Below are 17,961 nucleotides of genomic sequence, written 5' to 3' on the forward strand. Positions count from 1 at the left end.
GGGACCCACAAAGCCTGGAAATCGAGGCCTGAAAATCGGACCGGCAAGCTCAACTCAGTACCATTGAGCTTGCGCCGGACTCTGGCCAGCCGACCAGTCAGCCTCTTCTCACACATTGAATCTGAAGTGCATCACGTCGCCTTCGCGGACGATGTATTCCTTGCCTTCCAGACGCAGCTTGCCGGCTTCCTTCGCTCCCTGTTCGCCCTTGTTCGCGATGAAGTCGTCGTAGGCAATCACTTCGGCGCGGATGAATCCTTTCTCGAAATCGGTGTGGATCACGCCGGCAGCCTGCGGCGCAGTGGCGCCGACCCGAACGGTCCATGCGCGAACTTCCTTTTCGCCGGCCGTGAAATACGTCTGCAGTCCAAGCAGCTTGTAACCGGCGCGAATGACGCGGTTCAGGCCGGGCTCGTCGAGCCCCAGCTCGTTGAGAAAATCCGCGCGGTCCGCCTCTTCCAACTGGGCGATCTCCGCTTCGATCGCTGCACAGACGGCCACGACCTGCGAATCCTCCTCCGCCGCCCGCGCCTTCACTGCATCGAGGTAGGGATTGTTCTCGAAGCCGTTCTCGGCGACGTTGGCCACGTACATGAGCGGCTTCAACGTGATCAGGTGGTACTCGTGCAGCATCCGGATCTCATCCGGATCCTTTACCAGCGACCGCGCCGGCTTGCCGGCGTCGAGATGCTCACGCACCCGCTTCAGCAGGTCGCGCAGCTTGATCGCATCCTTGTCGCCTGCCTTCGCCGCTTTCTCGGCGCGCAGGATGCCGCGCTCCACCGTATCGAGGTCGGCCAGCGCCAGTTCGGTGTTGATGACATCGATATCGTCGAGCGGACCGATGCGGCCCGCCACGTGGACGATGTCGTCGTTCTCGAAGCAGCGCACGACGTGCGTGATGGCATCCGTTTCACGGATGTGCGACAGGAATTTGTTGCCGAGTCCCTCGCCCTTGCTGGCGCCGGCGACCAGTCCGGCGATATCCACGAACTCGACGGTTGCCGGCAGGGTGCGCTCGGGCTTCACGATCACCGCCAGCTCGGCGAGCCGCGGATCGGGCACGGGCACGATGCCGACGTTGGGATCGATCGTACAGAACGGGTAGTTCTCTGCCGCGATCTGCGCGCGCGTCAGCGCATTGAAGAGCGTCGACTTGCCGACGTTCGGCAGGCCTACGATGCCGGATTTGATGCCCATGGTTGGTACGTAACGCTCTTGAGACTGGGATCGTGGAAAGGTGATCGGATGATCAGGTGATGGCGCTGCAGATTCGCGGCGGCATCACCTCATCACTGGATCAGTGGATCACTTCTTCTGATGCAATCCATTCATCGCCTTCTCCGCTCCCTCGCGCAGGAACACCTGCAATGCATCGAGAGACGAGGCGATCGAGGTGAGGATTTTCTCTTCCTCGTCCTTCGGCGCACGCCGCAGCACGTAGTCGATCACCTGCGACTTGTCGCCGGGATGACCGATACCGACGCGCAGACGCCAGAAATCCGCACCGATGTGAGTAATGGTGTCGCGCAGACCATTGTGGCCGCCGTGACCGCCGCCGAGTTTGAAACGCACATCGCCGACAGGCAGGTCGAGTTCATCGTGAACCACCAGCGTTTCCAGCGGCTTGACCTTTAGATAGTCGGACAACGCGCGGATCGCGAGCCCGCTGCGATTCATGTACGTCGCCGGCTTGAGCAACGTGATTTCTTCGCCATCGATCGTGACGCGGCAGATCTCGCCGTGAAAGCGCGTGTGACTGCGGAAACGACCGTCGAGCCGCGCCGCCAGCGCATCGACGAACCAGAACCCGGCGTTGTGCCGCGTAAGCACATGCTCGGGCCCGGGATTGCCGAGACCGACGATGATCTTGATGGGAGTGGCGAGCATAGGAAGAGAGTCGAAGGTGAATAGCTGACGGTTGATAACGGAGGAAGCGCGACAGCGCTCATCCACTATCCACTATCAACTATCCACTGACCTCGGCGGGCGGCCGATCAGGCCGCCCGCGTCGGATTACTTCTTGCCGCCCTTCGCAGCAGCCGGCTTGGCATCGTCCTTCTTCGCGTCCGCTGCGCCCGCAGCAGGTGCAGCAGCAGCGGCAGCAGCTGCAGCCGCCACAGGCGACTCAGCTTCTTCCGCACGCGGATGATGGATCGAGACCACCGGTTCATCGCGGCCGTGAGTCAGGGACACGAACTGCACGCCTTCAGGCAGCTGCAGATCCGACAGACGCTTCATCTCGCCGATGCGCATCTCGGACATGTCGACTTCGACCGACTCCGGCAGATCCTTCGGCAAGCACAGCACTTCGACCTGGTTCAGCAGGTGAGACACGATACCGCCTTCGGTCTTCACGCCCGGCGAGCCCGCAGCACCCTTGAAGTGCAATGGAATCGACATGCGAACCGGCTCGTCGTCCCGTACGCGCAACAGATCCATGTGCAGGATCTGGTTCTTGGCCGGATGACGCTGCACATCCTTGAGGATGGCTGCCTGCTTCTTGCCAGCGATGTTCAACGACAGGATGGTGGAATAGAAGCGCTCGTTGACCAGCAACGTCAGCAGGTTCTGGTGATCCAGAGTCAGCCGCGTCGGGTCTTCCTTGCCACCGTAGAGAATCGCCGGAACCTTGCCGGAACGACGCAGGCGGCGGCTCGCACCCTTCCCCTGCTCGCCATCCCGAGGATCAGCGACGAGATCAAAAGACGTTTTCATAAGTACTCCAGAACAGAACGATGGGGCTGCCGGGCGGGAATACGCGTAGCGCATCTGCCATATCCTGCCACCTCATCTGAAAGCGATACCGGCTCCGCGACCAGTCACCGGCACCGCACACCAAGCAATGTCGTCGGACAACCCGACGCCACCGCTAATCGATATACAACGAGCTCACGCTCTCTTCATCGCGGATACGACGCATCGTCTCCGCGAGCAGGCCGGCGACGGACAACTGCCGGATCCTTTGGCAGGCGCGAGCGGCGTCGCTCAGCGGGATCGTGTCCGTCACGACCAGTTCATCCAGTTCCGACTTCGAGATGCGCTCGATGGCCGGACCCGACAGCACGGCGTGCGTGATGTAGGCGACCACGCGCTTCGCGCCGCTGTCCTTCAATGCCTTCGCCGCGTGGCACAGCGTACCCGCAGTGTCGACCAGGTCGTCGATGAGCACGCAGGTCTTGCCGCGCACTTCACCGATGATATTCATCACTTCCGACTCGTTCGCCCGCTGGCGACGCTTGTCGATGATTGCGAGATCCACATCGTCGAGCCGCTTGGCGAGCGCCCGGGCACGCACCACGCCGCCGACATCCGGCGATACGACGATCAGATCCTCGTACTTCTGCTTCCACGCATCGCCCAGCAATACCGGCGAAGCGTAGACGTTGTCGACCGGGATATCGAAGAACCCCTGGATCTGATCAGCGTGCAGATCGATGGTCAGCAACCGATCGACGCCCGCACCGGCAATCATGTTCGCCACGAGCTTGGCGGTGATGGGCGCACGCATCGCACGCGGGCGGCGATCCTGCCGCGCGTAGCCGAAGTACGGCACGACTGCGGTGATTCGCGCTGCCGACGCACGACGCGCGGCATCGACCATCACCAGCAGCTCCATCAGGTTGTCGTTCGCCGGCGGTGCCGTCGGCTGCACGATGTACACGTCGCGACCGCGCACGTTCTCCAGCAGCTCGACCGTCGTCTCGCCATCGCTGAAACGACCGACCGACGCCCGCCCCAGCGGCACCATCAAGTGGCGCGCTATCTCGAGCGCGAGCTGCTGGTTGGCGTTGCCCGAAAACACCGCCATTGATGAACGATCCATTGAAAACCCCGAGACTGTAGACCCTAGGCTCTAGGCTCCAGGCAGATGAAGAGCGCCTGCACTCCTGATCCGACCCGCAACCTACAGCCTATAGTCCACAGCCTTCTCGAAGGATGGCTGGGGCGGAAGGATTCGAACCTCCGGATGGCGGGATCAAAACCCGCTGCCTTACCGCTTGGCGACGCCCCAATTCGAAAAAAAGACCAAAAAAAGACCGGTCGCCCGCGAGCTGTGCCCGCCTGACGACCTTCAACTTAACTCCGCGTACTCTGCTCCACCTGCAACCGTTCCAGTAACGGCGAACGGTTCAATCCGCGTACGACATATCCTGACCAGCGCGCCGGCAAGCGCCGCAACGCGGCGCTGGCGGCACTCTCGGAAGGCATGGCAGCGAACACGCACGACCCGGTTCCGGTCAGTTGCGCGACACCAAATTCCTCAAGCCAATCAAGCGCTTCGGCGACCTCTGGATAGCGCCCGCGCACGGTGGAAGTGCAATCGTTGCGGCCACCCCCCGCGAGAAAGGCGCGTATTGTCGTGACGGGGGAATTACGTGTCAATTCAGCGGCCTGAAAGATTTCAACTGTGCTCACTGCGGCCTGCGGTTTGATGACCAGGAACACGTTTTCCGGCGGCTCGATGGAGGTCAGCTGCTCGCCCACGCCCTCGGCCCAGGCCGCATGACCCCGGATGAAGACCGGCACATCGGCACCGAGCTGCAAACCAAGCATCGCCAGTTCATCCAACGCGAGATTCGTGCCCCACAGATGATTCAGCGCGAGCAGCGTCGTTGCTGCGTCGGAACTGCCGCCGCCGAGGCCGGCCTGCACAGGAATCCGCTTCTGCAGTTCGATTGCAACGCCCGCCGCGGACTGCGCATGGCTCGCCAGCAAGCGGGCGGCGCGAACCACCAGATCGCGATCCGCTGGCACGTCGGACAACCCACCCAACCGTTCCACCACGCCGGCCGGCCGCACGAAGAATCGCACCTCATCGTACAGGTCGATGAACTGCATCGCCGTCTGCAACAGGTGATAGCCATCAGCGCGACGCCCGACGATATGCAGGCAGAGATTGAGCTTGGCGGGTGCGGGCCAGGGAGGCGACTGGCCGAGCGGCTCTCTGGGCGATTCAGCGTTCACTGTCCCAGCTGCCAGCGATCCACGACGATCCGTACTCGCGTCGTACCGCTCGTGGCGTTCATTCGCACCGGCAGCGGTGTGCCCGCCTCGCTCGAATACCGCTGGTACGCGATGCGCCAGCCGTCCTGCTCGAGCGCCTTCTCACCCTGCGCCGCGGACGAATCCCATGCGTGGTCCCCAGGCGCCGCCAGCCCCAGCATCCAGAAACGCAGATGACCGGCCGGCACGGGTGCGCCGAGCCGCGCTTCCAGTTCGTCCCATGCGGCTTGCGATTCCAGCGTGACGCCGTCGCCCGTCTGCAGTTTCACCTGCGGATCCATTTCGTCGCCCTGCACCTGCAGCCGCACGCTGCCAATGCCGACCGGGCCGCGAATCTGGATATCCGCGCGATCGCCGTCCTGCTGCCACTCGAACGAGCCGGAGCCGCCACCGTCCGCACCCGACACGCCGATGCGGCCGCGCGCCTGCCAGCGCGCAAGCTCCTGCAGATTCGCAGGGATTTCAATCGGTGGTCGCGCGGGCTGGCTGACGCACGCGCCCAGCGCGGTCATGACGACCAGCAGCACCGCGCAACGATGGATTGCGCATCGCATGAAGCAACTTACTCGTGCAGCGACTTGAGACGCGACTGCAGATCTTCGTTATCGGGATACCGCCCGCTCGCTTCCTTGAGCACGGCCTGCGCTTCGTCCTTGCGTCCCAGCGCGATCAGCACGTCGATCAGATGCACGTCGACTTCCGGATCGCTGATGCGAAGCTTGGCGCGCTGCAGGTAGCTCAGCGCTTCTGCATCACGCTTCACGCGATGCAGCGCCCATCCCATGCTGTCCAGGACGGCGCCGCTATCGGGCGTTTGCAACAGCGCCTGATCGATCAGCTTCAACCCTTCCCGGGACTTGCCGGTGCGATCGACCAGCGTGTAGCCGAGTGCATTTTCCGCCACCGGATCGCCGGGACGGTCCGCAACGAGCTTGCGCAACTCGCGGACCGCTTCATCGACGTGATCCGCACCTTCGAGCTGGAACACGCGCGCGAACCGCAGCTCCGCAGCGTCGGGATATTCTTTCAGTGCACTGTCGAGCAAGGCGATGGCGCCGGCCGAATCACCGCTCGCCGACAGCAGACCGGCGCGTGCAGTGATGGCGTCGAGCGTGTATTGCGGCCGGGTGCTCGCGAATTCTTCGAGATGCCGCAGCCCCGCATCGAGCCCTTCCTTCTGCAGCTTCAGCCGCGCCACGCGCGTCTGCGCCGCCATCGCGAGATCGCCGCCCGTGACGCGGCTGTAGATCTGCATCGCTTCATCAGGCGCGTCGCGCAACTCCGCCACCGCGCCGAGATAGAACAGCGATTCGTAGACGAACCGGCCGCTCGAGAGCAGGTTGCCGTAGCGCTGCGCGGCGGCATCGCGATCACCGAGCTGAAAATCGATATCGGCCAGCGCGCGCTCGGCGACGCCGGCAACCGTTTCGCTGGCGGTCAGGGCATTGAGATCCTTGCGGCCTTCCTCTTCCTGGCCGGCCTGCAGCTTCATCAATGCATATTCCAGCCGGTACGAATCCTGGCCGTCCTGATCGACCACCGCCTTCGCCGTGGCGAGCGCAGCGTCGTTTTCGCCGCGAATCAGCTGAACCTGCGCCAGCAGCAATCCGGCCGGCGACCAGTAAGGACGGAGTTCACGCGCCTTCTGTGCATGCTGGAACGCCAGCGCAAAATTCTCGGAATGCAGCGCCGCGCGACCCAGCGCGTAATGCGCCTCGGTCAGGTCCGGATACTTGAGCACCAGCTTCTGCAGCACGGCGGTGGTTGCGGCCGGTGAGCCCTCGTTGCCCAGCTGCGGCAACAGCGCGAGGAAGCCGGCCGGCGGATTGATGAATGCCGAATCGAGCAGGAACGTCAGGTGTTCGGCGGCCCGATCGATCTGATATAGATGCAACGCCGCGAAGGCCGCGTAGCGACGCGCTTCTTCGTTGGTCTGATTCAGTTCGAGCCAGCGTTCGGCGCCGGCCAGCACCAGCGTCCACTGGTGGTGTTCGAAAGAAATCTTGGTGGCCTGCTCGGCGAGCGTTTCATCGTGGGCATTCTGCGCTGCCTTGACGTAGGCGCTCGACGCTGCCAGGTACTGGCCGCGCTGCAGCGCCACTTCGGCGCCCAGCATCAGCGCATTCGGATCGTCCGGAAGCGCCTCGGTATCGTCAGGCGCCTGTTTGCCGGTGCCTGCACAGGCGCCCAGCAGCAAGGCGATGGACAACGCGGTCACAGCGCGAATACCGCTGCGGGCGGAAGAAAGTTCGTGCATTTCAGCTGTCTGGCGCATCGTGCTGGCACTATATCAGGGAACCCCCTCAAAGCTTGTCATCCCGCCGGCCTTCGGCGGACAATCGCGGCCGTTTCACGACACCTCTACATGACACTCGTCGTCATCGGCATCAATCACCGCACCGCTCCTGTCGAAATCCGCGAGAAAGTTGTCTTCGCGGCGACGGATCTGGCGGAAGCGTTGCGGGATCTCAACGCCGTTCCGGGCGTTCGTGAATCCGTGATCGTCTCTACGTGCAATCGCACGGAGCTGTACTGCTTTACCGATCGTCACTTCACCGACACACCAGGCGCGCAAGTGGCCTCCTGGCTCGGCGAATGGCATGACCTGACGGCGCAGCAACTCGACCTGCGGGATTCCCTGTATCAGCTGCATGGCAAGACGGCGATCGAACATGTGTTCTCGGTCGCGTGCGGCCTGGATTCGCTGGTGCTGGGCGAGCCGCAGATCCTCGGACAGCTCAAGGACGCCTATCGCGTCGCGCTCGATCACGGCGTCACCGGCCCGTACCTGAATCGCCTGCTGCAGACTGCGTTCTCCGTCGCCAAGCGCGTGCGCACGGAAACACGCATCGGTGCCAATGCCGTCTCGGTCGCCTCCGCGACCGTCGCGATGGCCCGGACCGTCTTCGAGAATCTCGACCAGCACACCGCCCTGCTGGTCGGCGCGGGCGAGACGATCGCGCTGGCGGCGCGGCATCTGCACGCCAACGGCTTACGCCGCATGATCATCGCCAACCGCAGTCTCGATCGCGCACAGGAGCTGGCCCGCGAGTTCGATGGCTACGCCATCGGGCTGGAAGCGCTCGCGAGCCACCTCTCCGAAGCAGACATCGTGATCAGCTCGACCGCGAGTCCGACGACCGTGATCACTTACGACGCCGTGCGCGGCGCGCTGCGCGAACGGCGTCGCAAACCGATGTTCATGGCCGACATCGCCGTACCGCGCGATATCGACGCCGAGGTCGCGAAACTCGAAGACGTGTACCTGTTCACCATCGACGACCTGCAGAACGTCGTCAACGAGAACATCGAATCGCGACGCGAGGCCGCCCGCGATGCCAGCCAGATGATCGCCGCCGAAATCGCGCAGTTCGAGCAGCAGCTCAAGACGCTCGATGCCGTGCCGACCATTCGCCAGCTGCGCAGCGACGCCGAAGCGCTGCGCTCACAGACGACCGACCAGGCCCGACGCATGCTGGCCGCCGGACGCGACCCTGGCGAAGTGATCGACTTTCTTGCCACCACGCTCACCAATCGCCTGCTGCACGGCCCGAGTCAGCGGTTGCGCGACGCAGCCGAACGCGGCGATGTGGAAGTGGTGACAGCGGCCAGGGCACTCCTGGTGTCGAGCCCATCCGCTGCCGCAACAGACGAGAAGGAAGATTTCACACACAGATCGCAGAGGTCACAGAGATCGGAACAGACATGAACTAGCTGTTCTCACCTGCTTCTGACCTCTGTGATCTCTATGATCTCTGTGTGAAACCTTTTCTCTGATCCCGCAATGAAAGATTCGATTCGCAACAAGCTGGAAAGACTCGTCGAGCGGCAGGAGGAAGTGAGCGGCCTGCTCGCCGATCCGCAGATCATCGCCGACAACGACAAGTTTCGTGACCTGTCGATGGAATACGCGAAGCTCGAGCCGGTGGTCGCGCGCTACCGCGACTATCAGCAGTTGCTGGGCGAACGCGCGCAGGCGCAGGAAATGGCGGATGGCGACGACGCGGAGATGCGCGAGCTGGGCCAGGAAGAACTCAAGGACCTGAGCGGACGCATCGATAGCGAGACCAGCGAACTGGCGAAGCTGCTGCTTCCCAGGGATGCGCGCGACGAGGCCAACATCTATCTGGAAGTGCGCGCGGGCACCGGCGGCGATGAAGCCGCCATCTTTGCCGGCGATCTGTTCCGGATGTACTCACGCTACGCCGAACGGGAAGGCTGGCGGGTCGAGGTCCTCTCTGACAGTCCGGGCGAGCATGGCGGCTACAAGGAAATCATCAGCCGCATCGTCGGCCGCGGCGCCTACTCGCGCCTCAAGTTCGAAGCCGGGACGCATCGCGTTCAGCGCGTGCCGGCCACCGAAGCGCAAGGACGCATTCATACGTCCGCCTGCACCGTTGCGATCCTGCCTGAACTCGCGGAGGTCGAGAACGCCGACCTGAATCCCGCCGAGTTGCGTATCGATACGTTCCGGGCATCCGGCGCCGGCGGCCAGCACGTCAACAAGACCGACTCGGCCATCCGTATCACGCACATCCCCACCGGCGTCGTGGTCGAATGCCAGGACGAACGCTCGCAGCACAAGAACCGTTCGCGCGCGATGTCGTTGCTCAAGGCGCGCCTGATGGCGGCCGAACAGGAAAAGCGCGATCAGGCAGAAGCGCAGTCGCGCAAATCGCAGGTGGGTTCGGGCGATCGCTCGGAGCGCATCCGCACATACAACTTTCCGCAGGGCCGCGTGACGGACCATCGCATCAACCTGACGCTCTACAAGCTCGCAGACGTCATGAACGGCGACCTGGAACCGGTAATCCAGCCGTTGCAGCAGGAATATCAGGCCGAGCAGCTGGCCAGGATCGTGGAGTAGGAACGTGCGGGGTCCCCGGTGTAACGTGTAGGGTAAGAAGAACGCTGGCGGACGCGTCGCTTACACAATCACACCATGCCCTCCTCGCCCACCATCACCCTGCAGAGCGTCACTGGCGTCGACGTCGAGTTGCGCATCGCCGGCGCCGGCAGCCGCAGCTATGCGTTCGTCATCGACTGGCACATCCGGCTGATCCTCGCACTGGCGTGGCTGTTCACGGCGTTGTTCCTGTACGCCGGCACAGCGAATCTGTTCGACAGCATCGGCTCACGCGGCATGAGCCAGATGATCGTCTGGGCGCCAGCGGCGGCCGTCTACCTGCTGTACCACCCCATTCTCGAAATCGTCATGCGCGGCAGCACACCGGGCAAGCGCATGGCCGGCGTCCGCATCGTCTCGCGAACCGGCGATATCCCGAGCACCGGCGCCCTGCTGTTGCGCAACGTGTTCCGGATCGTGGACAACCTCCCCTTCGCGTACCTGCTGGGTCTTGCCGTCGTGATTTTCACCGAGCAGCACGTTCGCATCGGCGACCTGGCGGCCGGAACGCTGCTGGTGCATGACGAAGCCGGCGCCGTGAAATCCTTCGACGGCTTGCGTACCGACACGCGTGCGAATGGACTGTCGCCGCAGTCCGCCGATCTCATTCACGAACTTCTCGATCGCTGGTGGGTCCTCGAGGAGACGAAGCGCGTCGATATCGCCCGCTCGCTGATCCTGCGCGTCGATGCCACCACCTCGGCCGAGGCGTTGTTGCTCAAGAACTCGCAGCAACTGCGCTCGCATCTGCAGGCATTGCTGTCAGGGAACGCCGCGTGAGCACGGAAGCCGGCCTGCAAGCGTGGCTGAATTCGCGCATCGAGACCTGGCAGCAGCTTCTGCCGCAACTCGATCGGCTCGAACGTCAGCGCGATCACTCCACCGAGGACGCTCTGCACGCGATTGAAATGTACCGGGCGCTTGGTCGCGACCTGTCGATCGCACGCCGCATTCTTCCCGGCAGCCGGGTCACGCGCGCCCTCGAAGCGCGCTACGCGAAGCTGCACGCCATTATCTATCGCAAGCCGCACGACTGGCGTGCATGCCTGCGCACGCTGTTCCGCGAAGAGATTCCGGATGTCGTGCACGAACTGCGTTCGCCCATCCAGTGGGTCAGCCTGTTGTTTGCACTCAGCGCAGCCGCAGGCTGGTGGCTGATCACGGCCTATCCGGAATTGATCAGCCTGCTGGCGAGCGAGGAGATGATCAACGGCGTCGAGAGCGGCAAGCTGTGGACGGAAGGCATGCTGAACGTCGCGCCTTCATCGGTGCTGTCGGTGGGCATCCTGACGAACAACATCGTGGTTGCGTTGACCGCCTTCGTCGTCGGTATTTTCTTCGGGCTCGGCACCTTCTACATCATCGCGATGAACGGCCTGATGCTCGGCGCCATTTTTGCGTTCACTCATCAGCACGGCATGGCCGGTGAACTGTTGAAGTTCGTGACGGCCCACGGTGTCGTCGAGCTGTCGGTGATCTGCATTGCCGGCGCAGCGGGCATGATGCTCGGAGAATCGCTGATCCGGCCAACGCACGGCACGCGACGCGAATCGTTCCAACATGCCACCGCGCGCACCAGCCGATTGCTCGTACTCTGCGCGTTACTGCTCGTCGGCTGCGGCTTCATCGAAGGCTATCTCTCGCCCGATCCCGATTTTCCGATGATCAATCGAGTGATCGTGGGATTCGGTTATGGCGTGGTGATGATCGCGGCGCTGACCGGGCGGCTGTTTGGTCGGCGGCCGGTGCGGACGTCCGCTGAGCACTGAAGACTCCACGGCCTGTTCACGCTGAGTCACATCCTGTCCGCGCGCGCCTGTCGGCCGGCGACGGGCGAGGACAGGGGAAGGGTGTTGGTGAGACCTTCGGTTGGTTCAGCCCGGCGTTGAAGCGGTCGCCGCAGCATGTGTGCAGTGCCAGCGTCATCTGTCGAATTCGCTATCGCGCACCGCACCTGCCTCGTGCCACTGCGCTGAAGAGTAGCCATCTGCGTTGGTTTTCCCAGCCACACCCGGGTCCGCCAAGCCCCTTCCCCTATCCTTCCCGTCGCGAGAGCGCGCGACCACCTTATGTTTGCAGCTTCACGAAGAAGAAAAAAGAAACCGATAAAACCACGGTCTGCAGTGCGCTCTTTGCGGCCGGAAGGACGGGGCAAGGGGCTTGGCGGACCCGCTCAGTGCTGGGAAAGGCAACGCAGGTAGGCACTCCCAAGTCAGGATGGCGGGACGCCCTCGCGGTGCGCGACAGCGAATCAGTACGCAAAGGTGCCACGGGCCCAATGTTGCGGCGACCGCTTCAACGCTGCGCTGAACCAACGGAAGGTCTCGCCAAGACACTTGACCCGGCCTCGCCGGTCGCACGGCCGACAGGCGCGCGCGGTCAACGTGCTACCGCACTCTGCTCCTCACACGCGACGGCGCTGCCGAAACCCTGCATACGCATCGAACACCGCGCGCTCGAGCTGATCCGGTCGTGCGAGCACCGCCGGCGCACCGAGCGCACGCAGGGCCAGCACGTTGCGCTCGAGTCGCGCGCAGTACTCTTGTGCGGCCAGTGCTTCGTAAGGATCCAGCCACGAGTGCGCAGGTGCATGTCGCAGCGCCTCTGCTTCCGGGCTCGCCAATCCAGCGATCAGTGGCAGGTGCTTTGGCAAAAGCAAACGTGCTGCCGAAGCCAATTGGCCCGCGACGGTCGCGTCATCCAGATCCGTCAGCAGCACGACGAGACTGCGGTGCCTCACCAGCGAACGAATGCGCAGGGCGGCGTTGAGCGGATTCGACTCTGCCTGTGCCAGCTTCGATGCTGCAAGCAATTGCCGGATTCGTATCACCGCCCCAGTGCCGCGCGCGGGAGCCAGGGCTGCCAGCGGCCGGTCGGCGAATAACACGATGCCTACCCGATCGTCCTGCGCAATCGCGTGTTCGGCAAAGCGTGCGGCGAGATTCGCATAGTGACCGAAACGGTCCAGATCGCCCGCGCGCAGCGCGCCGGTACGACCGGCATCGATCGCAATCACGATCTCCAGGTGCTGGTCTTCGGAGAAATCGCGACTGACGAGACGGCCGCTGCGCGCGGTCGCCTTCCAGTCGATGAGCTGTTGCGGATCACCGCTGCGATAGTCGCGCAGCTGCAGGACTTCCGAACCGGCACCGGAGATTTGCCGCGGCCTGGCGCCGGAGGACACGGCACCCAGGTGCTGCGAATCATCGCGCAGTATTTCGGGCATCACACTCAGCTTGAAATCCGTGGCGAGTCGTTTCGGCCACCATGCAAGCCCCAGTGGCCCGGCAATACGCGTGCGCATGCCTGGCCAGACGTGTTCGCCTAGCCGGCGTGGCGTGATGCGCAGATGCGTTCGCGCCGGTGCAGCGGCAGGCGCCAGCAACATCTGCACCGTCGGATCGACTTCGACCAATGCCGGCGCATCCGGCGCCAGCTCCACCAGGGCATCGCGATGCAGCCGATGCTGCAGGCTCAGCTGCAGTGATTCCGATCGTCCCAGAATGCCGCGCTGTCCGGGCTCGATAGTGAGACTCAGGTGGGCGCGTGTCGTGATCCAGCCTTCATACGCGAGCCCGAGCAGCAGCAACCCGAGCGGCAGTCGCCATGCGCCGGCGAGCATCGGATCACCGCTCCACGCGCCCATGATGGCGACGAGGACCGTCATCACCACGAGCAGGAAAGCGTTCTGGCGCAGGCTCATTCGAGTGGCATCGTCATCATCGCGGCACGGCGGTCTGATCGAGCAGCCGCTGCGTGATCATCTGTTCGGTGACGCCCTCCAGCACCGCATCGGACGCCAGCATGAGTCGATGCGGAATGACGAGCGGCGCAACCTGCTTCACATCGTCCGGCGTCACGAAGTCGCCGCCGCGCATGCCCGCGGAAATCCTCGCGGCACGCAACAGCGCCAGCACGCCGCGCGTCGACAATCCGAGGCTCACATGCGCATGTGAGCGCGACGCGGCCGCGATGTCGACGACATACCCCGACAGCTCCGGCGCGACATGAATCGCCTCGACCTCCGCACGCGCCGCATCGAGTACCGCGGTATCGATCGACTGCTGTGCGGTACCTGGGGAATGCGCATCGACATTGCCGTAGCGCGCGAGAATCGCCAGCTCGTCGTCACGCTGCGGATAGCCGAGATCGACTCGCAGCATGAAGCGATCGAGCTGCGACTCGGGCAGCGGATAAGTGCCTTCGAACTCGCGCGGGTTCTGCGTCGCCACCACCAGGAAATTCGGCGGCAGCGGATAGTTGTGACGATCCACGGTGACCTGCCGTTCTTCCATGGCCTCGAGCAGCGCCGACTGCGTCTTGGGCCCGGCACGATTGACTTCGTCGACCAGCAGCACGTCGGCGAAGACAGGCCCGTGACGGAACGTGAAATCCTTGCGCTCCGCGTCGTAGACATGCACACCTGTGATGTCGGCTGGCATCAGATCCGAGGTTCCCTGCACGCGCTTGAATACGCCGCCCAGGCTCGTCGCGAACGCCTTGCTCAATAACGTCTTGCCAAGGCCGGGCGCGCCCTGCAGCAACACATGGCCACGCGCGACGATCGCGATGGCGAGTGCCCGCACGACCGGCTGCAGGCCGATCACGACCCCGCCCAGTTCCTGTTGCAGCCGTTGTTCGAAAGATTCCAGCGCCTTGCTCATGCGAGTTTCCGGTTGAGAGTTCGAGGAGTCGATCAGGTGAGTTGCTGACGTACTTGAGTCAGAAGATTCTGCAGCTTCGGCAGATCCACGCGTTTGCCCCGCTGAGCGCGCTCATGCAGATCGCGCAATTGCGCGAGATCGTGTGTGGCAAGCGAGCTGCGCCCCGCGAGCCAATCCCACAGCGGCGCGCCGTTGACCGGCTGCCCGGTCTGGCGCCGCATGTCGTTGAAGAAATTCGTGAACAACTGCTGCGCCGCCGTTGCCGGCTTCAGCACGCGCGCCAGAAATCCGCCGCTGGCGCGCACGAAGCTCGTCACATCGACCGGCTGCCAGCGACTGTCGAGCGCACGCAAACGTTGCGAGCCCAGGACGAAGACCAGCCACAGGCCGAGCAGCCACCACAACGACGCGTGCAGACGCTTGTCGCCGAAGAACGCTGCGGGATCGTAGAACGCCACGAGCCCCTGGTGCGCATCGTCGATCAGGACACGCCCTTGCGGGCCGACCGACCAGCGCACGATATTGGCGAGCAGGCGCGCGTTGTCCTTCTCGCCGAGCAGCTTGTTGGCGAAGATGCTGCCGTAAGCACTGACGATGATCTGTCCCTTGCCATAGCGAATCAGCCACAGCACCGGCTCACCGGTCTGCGGATCGCTCGCCAGCTCCAGCACCAGATCCGACATCCTCGACGCAGATACACGCCATTTCGCCGTGGCGTATTCCGACACCGCGCTCACTTCTTTCACGCCGCTCAGCAATGGATGCTCGCCATTCGGCACCATGGCGAATTGCAGCGGCGGCTCCAGCTTCCGGAACGGATTGATCGGGAGCGTAACGGGCTGCGCTTCAACCGCTTCTTCTCCGGACTCCTCGGACTCGGCCGGCTCCCCGGTCGTTTCCGGCTCGACGTCGGGAATGTCGACGATCTGTTCGAAGCTCAGACCCGTCATGGATCCCATCCGCTTCATGAAGCCGGCGTCGATGCCCTGCCCCATCGACCACTCGGGCGTATCGGACAGCCCGGCCACGACGAAGAGCGTGTTGCCGGCCGACACCCAGTCCCGCAACGGGCCAGCTTCGGCGTCGCGCATCGGATAGCGCTGCGGCGCTGTAGCGATCAGCAGATTGCCTGTTTCAGGAACGCCGTCGAGTTGCTCGAGTTGACCGAAGCGCTCGCGCAGCGATACTGCACGTGCGCCGATCGCATCGAGCCAGCGCATGAGGGCGAGGTAGCCGTTGGGGCCCTTCTCGATGGTGATCGGCCGAGTGACCTGTTCCTGCGGCGATGCCGGCTTCGGCGCCATGACCGTATAGAACAGCGCCAGCGCGCCAAGCGCGAGTGCGAAGGTCAGCAACCGGTCCTTCATGGCTTCGCCCGCGGCGTGCTGAGCTGCCGGTCGAGTCCCCGTCCCTCGTCGAGGACGGCATCGATTTCTTCGGGCGACACCTGGCGACTGCCGTACAGAATGCGCTCACTGAGCGAGGCGACCCGATTGAAGGCGTGACGCTGATCGACCGCATCGAACGCGGCGCGTGAACCCAACTCGCGATGCGTGAGACTTTTTTCGGTCCGCAGCCGGCCGGTGTTCAGGAGTGTATTCACGAGCACACGCAGCAAGAGCGCAGGACGCTCGGCTGCCGGTACGCGATCGAGATCGGCAAGCGTCGCGCGCGACAGATCGAACGTGCCTTCGCCAGTGATCGGCACGACCGAGGCGCGACGTCCGCGACGCCGGAAGATTCCCGCCGCACGCAGTTCGTTCACCACGACGGCAAGCGCCGCCAGCAGGATGACAAGGATCGACGCATACACGATCGTGCGGGTGATGCGCTCTGGAACATCGAAGTCCTTCAACCAGCGATTCAGCCACGTCTCCTGCTCCGGTGACGGACGCTGCATCTGGCCATTCATCCAACGCTTGAAGCGTTCGAAGAGTGTCAGCGGACGCTCGACACGCTGCTCTTCCTCGATCGCGTCGAGGATGGGACCGAGCCTCGCGATATCGGCATCAGTCGCAGCAGCGGCGGGCGGCTGTCGATAGCGCTCCACGATGCTCTGCAAGTCCACGAGCCCGTGGCTGGTGAGTTGCTCGATCTCGTTTTCGGAAATGAAGCCGACATAGCCCGATTGCGTGATCGCATGCTCGAGGCCGGGACAGGCCTCTTCGAGTTCGGCCAGACCTACTTCATCGCCGCTGCTGGTCTCGATGCAGGAGGCAATCAGATCGCGGGACGCAACGACAGCGCCGGCCGCGGAATCCTCTTCCTGGGATCCAGCGACCGGCGCAGCCAGCAGCACGAGTGTAACGAGACAGGCTCGCACGTATCAGGCTGTCCCGAGCGCACCCACGCGCGCTGCGAGGTCACCGCCCTCCTTCCGCAGCTTCAGATCCCAGTACACGGCAATCAGCATGGCGATATAGAACGGCGTGAGCACCAGGCTGGCCAGCACACCGATCAGCACGCCGCCGATCAGGCCGATCAGCATTGGGTCGCTGGCCCCCAGCGCGAGCAACGGCACCACCACGCCGAGCACCAGTCCGACCGCGAGGTAGATCACCAGGACGATGATGAAACCGACGGTCAGGATTGCAGCCGTCCGCCACCAGTCGCCCCACACCAGTCCGTGACTGCCAATCAGGGCGGCCACCGGACCGCGGCCCTCGATCATCATCAGGTTGAAGCACAGGATGAGACTCACCATCAGGATGAGGCCGGGAACGATCAGCAGAATCAAGCCGATCGCGACGGCCACGCCAAAGAGGATGGCCATCAGGAACAGCAGCGGGGTCTTGCGGAGTGATGCCTGCAACGCTTCGCCGAGCCCCATCCCGGCGTCGTCGCCGATCGCATTGATCTTGAGATACAGCGCGCCCATCGACCACAGCGACAAAATGATCGCGACGAGGTTGGCGAGCCAGTAACCCGGGCTCGAGCCCCTGCCGAAGGCGGCCAGGGGATCGGTGATAATGCCGCCCTGCGTCACCATATAGATCGAGGGCAACGCGCCCGCAATGGCGCCGATCAGGCACAGGATCCAGACCCGTCCGACGGATGCCTTGTAGAGCTCGAACGTCGTGTCCAGTACGCCGCCGATCGTCTGAGGTTGTGCGGGATGAATCGCCATCGGGGAGCCTCCCAGGCCTTTAGTTATATTGAGCCATGCATCTTGCATGGTCTCCCGATCATCCCGGACCGGCGGGGAGGAAGGCAAGCGAGAGGGAAATGTGAATTGGCAAGCTGGCTAACGGGCCAACTGGCTAACGGGCTAACCGGCTGACTGGCCAGAGTGAGTCGGTGACTGCTTGAGTTCCGTTCTCCCCGCGTAGGGGAGATGCACCGGATTAAATCTGGCCAGCGGCCAGTTGGCCAGTTGGCCCCTAA

At 63.6% G+C, this 17,961-nt stretch carries 16 protein-coding genes and 1 tRNA gene; 4 read left to right on the forward strand and 13 right to left on the reverse strand.

Going from position 1 to position 17,961, the window contains the following annotated elements:
* Window positions 1–108: 108 nt before the first annotated feature.
* The 8 genes from ychF to VIZ63_RS18720 form a co-directional block, all read right to left on the reverse strand.
* Window positions 109–1,200, reverse strand: coding sequence for a redox-regulated ATPase YchF (gene ychF, locus VIZ63_RS18685; protein WP_331611228.1), 1,092 nt, complete (start codon window positions 1,198–1,200; stop codon window positions 109–111).
* 108 nt (window positions 1,201–1,308) lie between these two features.
* A complete protein-coding gene (gene pth / locus VIZ63_RS18690) occupies window positions 1,309–1,890 on the reverse strand; it encodes an aminoacyl-tRNA hydrolase (protein ID WP_331611229.1) in 582 nt (193 codons plus the stop codon).
* 126 nt (window positions 1,891–2,016) lie between these two features.
* Entirely contained in the window at window positions 2,017–2,718 is a 702-nt protein-coding gene (locus VIZ63_RS18695) for a 50S ribosomal protein L25/general stress protein Ctc (RefSeq protein ID WP_331611230.1), read from the reverse strand.
* Window positions 2,719–2,872: 154 nt separating this feature from the next.
* Entirely contained in the window at window positions 2,873–3,826 is a 954-nt protein-coding gene (locus VIZ63_RS18700; protein ID WP_349261227.1) for a ribose-phosphate diphosphokinase, read from the reverse strand.
* A 114-nt stretch (window positions 3,827–3,940) separates the two neighbouring features.
* Window positions 3,941–4,015 (reverse strand) — tRNA-Gln (locus tag VIZ63_RS18705).
* A 65-nt stretch (window positions 4,016–4,080) separates the two neighbouring features.
* Window positions 4,081–4,968, reverse strand: coding sequence for a 4-(cytidine 5'-diphospho)-2-C-methyl-D-erythritol kinase (gene ispE, locus VIZ63_RS18710; protein ID WP_331611231.1), 888 nt, complete (start codon window positions 4,966–4,968; stop codon window positions 4,081–4,083).
* Window positions 4,965–5,561 carry a lipoprotein insertase outer membrane protein LolB gene (gene lolB, locus VIZ63_RS18715; protein ID WP_331611232.1) on the reverse strand — a complete coding sequence of 199 codons (597 nt, stop codon included), beginning with the start codon at window positions 5,559–5,561 and terminating at the stop codon, window positions 4,965–4,967. The genes ispE and lolB overlap by 4 nt, the downstream gene beginning before the upstream one ends.
* Before the next feature lie 8 nt (window positions 5,562–5,569).
* Window positions 5,570–7,282, reverse strand: a complete 1,713-nt coding sequence (locus VIZ63_RS18720; protein WP_331611233.1) for a tetratricopeptide repeat protein — start codon at window positions 7,280–7,282, stop codon at window positions 5,570–5,572.
* A 90-nt stretch (window positions 7,283–7,372) separates the two neighbouring features.
* Between VIZ63_RS18720 and hemA the strand changes: the two genes are divergently transcribed.
* The 4 genes from hemA (at window position 7,373) to VIZ63_RS18740 (ending at window position 11,682) form a co-directional block, all read left to right on the forward strand.
* The gene (gene hemA / locus VIZ63_RS18725; protein WP_331611234.1) at window positions 7,373–8,716 is read left to right on the forward strand and encodes a glutamyl-tRNA reductase; all 1,344 of its coding nucleotides are present in this window, start codon (window positions 7,373–7,375) and stop codon (window positions 8,714–8,716) included.
* A 75-nt stretch (window positions 8,717–8,791) separates the two neighbouring features.
* Window positions 8,792–9,874, forward strand: a complete 1,083-nt coding sequence (gene prfA / locus VIZ63_RS18730; RefSeq protein WP_331611236.1) for a peptide chain release factor 1 — start codon at window positions 8,792–8,794, stop codon at window positions 9,872–9,874.
* Between the two features lie 75 nt (window positions 9,875–9,949).
* Window positions 9,950–10,693, forward strand: coding sequence for an RDD family protein (locus VIZ63_RS18735; protein ID WP_331611237.1), 744 nt, complete (start codon window positions 9,950–9,952; stop codon window positions 10,691–10,693).
* Window positions 10,690–11,682: a stage II sporulation protein M gene (locus VIZ63_RS18740; protein ID WP_331611238.1), complete on the forward strand. Its 993-nt coding sequence runs from the start codon at window positions 10,690–10,692 to the stop codon at window positions 11,680–11,682. Before VIZ63_RS18735 ends, VIZ63_RS18740 begins: the two co-directional genes overlap by 4 nt.
* A gap of 635 nt (window positions 11,683–12,317) precedes the next feature.
* Here the strand turns inward: VIZ63_RS18740 and VIZ63_RS18745 are convergent.
* The 5 genes from VIZ63_RS18745 to VIZ63_RS18765 are packed head-to-tail and all read right to left on the reverse strand — an operon-like array spanning window position 12,318 to window position 17,704.
* A complete protein-coding gene (locus VIZ63_RS18745; protein ID WP_331611239.1) occupies window positions 12,318–13,616 on the reverse strand; it encodes a DUF58 domain-containing protein in 1,299 nt (432 codons plus the stop codon).
* A gap of 16 nt (window positions 13,617–13,632) precedes the next feature.
* Entirely contained in the window at window positions 13,633–14,577 is a 945-nt protein-coding gene (locus VIZ63_RS18750; RefSeq protein ID WP_331611240.1) for a MoxR family ATPase, read from the reverse strand.
* Window positions 14,578–14,609: 32 nt separating this feature from the next.
* A complete protein-coding gene (locus VIZ63_RS18755; protein WP_331611241.1) occupies window positions 14,610–15,944 on the reverse strand; it encodes a DUF4350 domain-containing protein in 1,335 nt (444 codons plus the stop codon).
* Entirely contained in the window at window positions 15,941–16,900 is a 960-nt protein-coding gene (locus VIZ63_RS18760; protein ID WP_331611242.1) for a DUF4129 domain-containing protein, read from the reverse strand. Before VIZ63_RS18760 ends, VIZ63_RS18755 begins: the two co-directional genes overlap by 4 nt.
* Before the next feature lie 3 nt (window positions 16,901–16,903).
* Complete coding sequence (locus VIZ63_RS18765) at window positions 16,904–17,704, reverse strand: hypothetical protein (protein ID WP_331611243.1); 801 nt, start codon at window positions 17,702–17,704, stop codon at window positions 16,904–16,906.
* Window positions 17,705–17,961: the final 257 nt, after the last annotated feature.

The organism is Povalibacter sp., from assembly GCF_036520495.1.
Classification (GTDB): Bacteria; Pseudomonadota; Gammaproteobacteria; order Steroidobacterales; family Steroidobacteraceae; genus Steroidobacter.